Genomic DNA, 3,895 nt, shown 5'->3' on the forward strand with positions numbered 1-3,895 from the left:
AAGGAATGGGGCTGGGTATGGGTTTGTTCGGGTTCATGCTGTATATGATAAGAGCCTGTGTCGGTAGATATCTCATAGTCTGGTGCTACACTGCACTAAGGAAGATGCCACCCAACGGTAGGCGCTCCAAAGCAAACACTATGAAAAGTACCCGCCCCGCAACCCCTCGCATTGCTGTTCGTGAGCCTTTCAATACCTACTCCCACGCTGTTGGTGTGGTGCTGGGCCTGGCCGGCACGGTAGTGTTGTTGTTTTTTGCTCAGGGCAATCCGGCCAAAATTGCTGGCGCGCTGGTATTCGGCCTGTCCATGATCCTGATGTACACCTCCTCGGCCCTGTACCACGCTTTGCGGGTCTCGGAGCAGGCCTTGTTGTGGCTACGCAAGCTTGACCATGCCGCCATCTTTCTCTTCATTGCGGGCACCTACACACCGGTGCTGCTGCAGGCCATGGAGCCCTCCTGGCGGCCCTGGGCCCTGGGGCTGGTCTGGGGGCTGGCAGTGCTGGGGGTAGGCCTCAAACTGGTCACGCTCAAAGCCCCGCGCTGGCTGTACACCGCCACCTATCTGGGCATGGGCTGGCTTGCGGTGTTTTTCCTGCCCAAGCTGGCTCTGAACCCCTGGGCCCTGGGCTTCCTGATTGCGGGCGGCCTGGCCTACAGCCTGGGCGCGGTGGTCTACGCCGCCAAATGGCCCAACCTGCTGCCCGAACGGATAGGTTTTCACGGCATCTGGCACGTGTTTGTGCTGCTGGGAAGCCTGGGCATGTATTTTGCTGTTCTGGCCCTGTACCTGAACTGAGCGCCGGTAGGGCCAGAACCCCACCGGCGTTTTACCCTCCGGGAACCACCCCATCCGAAGCTTTCAGTTTGGTTCAGGTAAAACCGGCTGGAGGCGAAGGCTCCGCAGAAGGATTCCGGTTCTTATCGCTTATATGAACCCCACCTGAAGCTTTCTGTTTAGGGCAGGTCAAAGCCGACCGGGGCAGCTCCTGGCGCAGCTTCAGGTGGGGGCCCCAACAAAAAGAACAAATCAAAGACATTCGCACACTACAACAGGAATAGGCTTTATCGTACTCTTCACAGACGTTGCCTCCCATCCGGGAGGCAACTGTGCTGTGCAGGACAAAGCAATCAAGTTGTGAACAGCCCAATATCTGTGAAGAGCGCTCTAAAAACCTATGGTAACCTGGCCTAGCTTGCCCAGGATAAGCATCGAGGCCACTGCTGCCGCCGTCAGGATGATGAGGATCAGAGCCATGGCGATGTAGCGCAGGTCGGCCGTTTCACTCTCGACCTCGAGGGCACGAGGGCGCAGGGCCAGGTACAACAGCCAGGTAACCATAACCGCTAGAACCGTGAAGATGATAGCAAACAGCACTTTTCTCCCTCCTATACCCCTTACTGGTTAGCGCATGCGCCAGGCTTCCAGCAGGGTTTGCAAACTCCTGTCTAAGCCTACCAAACCCAGGCCATAAGTGGGTATACCCCGCTCCCAGCCCACCGCCCCGATCGCAGGCCCCTCAAGCGTGGGCAAAGACGCTGGCGTTGGGGCTTCCCAGGGGGCATAGGCCCTGTGCTCGAGGTAGCTAAACTCGGGTCGGAGTACCACCTCGAGCTGCCGGGCTTCCCGCGGGTCATCCCAGGGCACCCACTCCCCCTCATCAACTTCCTTACGGCCAGGGTAGGCAATGCCCAAACCTTCCCCTGGAACCACCACCAGCGCCCAGCGGGGATTGACCCAGTGCAAGGCCCTGGCAAAAGGCGCAGCGTGGCCTTCAGAAGCATCAAGGCCCAGCACGATTCGGCCCTTGAAGTATTTGGGCAGTTGGGGCAGCACCATCTCCAGCATAGGCCCGCTCATCCATAGCAGCAACGTATCGCCACCATGCGAACCCTCGAGCCAGGCGTAAAAGCTACCAAACTCATCCACAAAAGTTCGGGTGTGTTCTGCCAGCCAGGACTCCAGCCATTCGGTGTTCGAGGTTAAGGTCTGCACACCAGAAGGATAACCCTTTTTTCCGGGGTGTATGCTGCCGGTGTAGCACGAAAAGCCGGTCGGCTCTGGCCCGACCTTAACAGGGCACTTTTGCTGGGGTTCGTATTATCTATTGTAGCTGGGTATGATGGTGAGGCTGTGCGCTATTTGATTGTCTCCGACCTACATGGCAACTGGCCGGCCCTCGAGGCTGTCCTCAAGGAAGCCCGAGGCTACGACCAGGTGCTCTTCCTGGGCGACGCTGTTGGCTACTACCCCGACGCCAATCGGGTACTGGACTGGCTGCGCTCGGTGAATGCCACGGGGGTAATGGGCAACCACGACATCTGGTTATTGGAAATCAAGTCCATGCAGGTTGAGGGACCGGTACTGGAAATTCTGTCCTGGCAGGCCGAGCGTATCAGCCCTGAAAACAGGGAATACCTGTCCAGACTGCCCTGGACCGCCGAAGTAGAAGGAGCCCTCCTGGTGCACGGCAGCCCCCTCGACCCCCTGGCCTATCTGGAAGAGATTGAGCAGGCCCGGGATGTGTTTGAAAAAGTAAAGCACCGCTGGATCTTTCACGGGCACACCCATCTGGCTGGAAGTTATCTGACCCTGGAGGCGTCTTCAGGGCGTGCTACCACCGAAGGGAGCACACAAGGGCGCTGGGTACGCTACAACCGCTACGCCCACGGCGGCGAGCTGATTGTCGCGCCCAAAGCCCGCGCCATCGTGAACCCCGGCTCTACCGGCCAGCCCCGCGACGGCGTGGTTGGCGCCGCTTACGCAATCTGGGACTCGGAAGAAGGCACCGTGGAGTTTTACCGCGCCAAGTACAACCTCGAGCATGTGCTGGCCCGGCTGCACCACGAGCAATTCCCCATGTGGCTCTACGAGCGACTGGTACTGGGCAAGTAGCGGTTTGCCCAGGCGGCCCGTGAGCGCTCTGCGTATCCCATAACAAACGGCTATGCAAATCCTCGGACACCAGAGAATCCTCGAGCTGCTGCCCAGGCTACAGGCGCAGACTTTTTTGTTCACCGGGCCAGAAGGCGTAGGGCGTCGGCAGGTAGCCCGCTGGTTTACGGCTGGCCTCAACTGCCAGCGGGGGTTCCCCCCCTGTGGCCGGTGCGCTTCGTGCCGGCTAGAACCGCACCCGGACTACCTGGAAGTTGCACCTGAACAAGAGACCAAAACAGGCCGCAAAGCCCGCCTACCACAGATTCGTCTCGAGCAGATTGCTCCCCGCGAAGACACCGAAGAACAAAGCCTGCTGGATTGGATTTCCACCTATCCTCGCTTCAAGACCAAAGTAGCGGTGGTGGATAGCGCGCACTTTTTGGGGGAAGCTGCCGCCAACGCCCTGCTGAAGGTTCTGGAAGAACCACCGTCCTTCGCCCGAATCATCCTGATTGCCCCCAGCCGTGAGCTGGTGCTGCCCACGCTGGTGAGCCGCAGCCTCGAGGTCGGCTTCACACCAGTACCCGAGGCCCTTTTGCAGACCCTAAGCACCGATCCCGAGGTTCTGGCTTTTGCCCAGGGTGCCCCTGGCAGGGTGCGCTGGGCTTTGCAACACCCCGCCGAGTTCGACAGGCTGGTCAGCCGCACCCAGGGCGTGCTGGAAGCCTTGCAAACCAGCCCTGCCCAGACCCTCGAGGCCCTCCGGCTGCTCGGTGAAGTAGAAGAAGCCCTCCCCTACCTGGGGCGACGCCTGGGGCAGCTCTTTTCGGTCGAGGACCCCGCCTACAAAGCGGCCCTCGAGGCCCTTGCCCGCGCACAGGATGCACACTCGGCTTACGTCAGCGAAGACCTGGTTCAAACCTGGCTGGCCCTCAAACTCTCGAGTGCATCTCAGTAATTCCGTACAGGGAAAGCCTTCCACCTTAGGGCCTCGAAGGCCACCAGCGGACGGGACC

The 3,895-nt window shown here is 59.9% G+C and carries 5 protein-coding genes; 3 read left to right on the top strand and 2 right to left on the bottom strand.

All coding sequences use genetic code 11. The features are described 5' to 3' along the window. Nucleotides 1–140: 140 nt before the first annotated feature. The gene (trhA, locus tag ABWU19_RS14420; RefSeq protein WP_435902350.1) at nt 141–800 is read left to right on the top strand and encodes a PAQR family membrane homeostasis protein TrhA; all 660 of its coding nucleotides are present in this window, start codon (nt 141–143) and stop codon (nt 798–800) included. Nucleotides 801–1,169: 369 nt separating this feature from the next. Here trhA and ABWU19_RS14425 read toward each other — a convergent pair whose 3' ends face one another. Together ABWU19_RS14425 and ABWU19_RS14430 are read right to left on the bottom strand one after the other, a co-directional pair. Then, nucleotides 1,170–1,379 (bottom strand): hypothetical protein, encoded by a 210-nt coding sequence (locus ABWU19_RS14425; protein WP_435902351.1) that lies wholly within the window; start codon nt 1,377–1,379, stop codon nt 1,170–1,172. 27 nt (nt 1,380–1,406) lie between these two features. After that, complete coding sequence (locus ABWU19_RS14430; RefSeq protein ID WP_435902352.1) at nt 1,407–1,997, bottom strand: hypothetical protein; 591 nt, start codon at nt 1,995–1,997, stop codon at nt 1,407–1,409. 138 nt (nt 1,998–2,135) lie between these two features. On the opposite strand from ABWU19_RS14430, the gene ABWU19_RS14435 reads away from it, so the two are divergent. Further along, on the top strand, nt 2,136–2,897 hold the full coding sequence (locus ABWU19_RS14435; protein ID WP_435902353.1) for a metallophosphoesterase family protein: 762 nt from the start codon (nt 2,136–2,138) through the stop codon (nt 2,895–2,897). 52 nt (nt 2,898–2,949) lie between these two features. After that, nucleotides 2,950–3,837 carry a hypothetical protein gene (locus tag ABWU19_RS14440; RefSeq protein ID WP_435902354.1) on the top strand — a complete coding sequence of 296 codons (888 nt, stop codon included), beginning with the start codon at nt 2,950–2,952 and terminating at the stop codon, nt 3,835–3,837. Nucleotides 3,838–3,895 lie beyond the last annotated feature (58 nt).

This window comes from Meiothermus cerbereus (assembly GCF_051297115.1).
Lineage (GTDB): Bacteria > Deinococcota > Deinococci > Deinococcales > Thermaceae > Meiothermus > Meiothermus cerbereus_A.

Excerpts from the sequence above, each read along its gene's own strand:
- trhA (WP_435902350.1), top strand. The coding sequence starts at position 141 with ATGAAAAGTACCCGCCCCGCAACCCCTCGCATTGCTGTTCGTGAGCCT.
- ABWU19_RS14440 (WP_435902354.1), top strand. The coding sequence starts at position 2,950 with ATGCAAATCCTCGGACACCAGAGAATCCTCGAGCTGCTGCCCAGGCTA.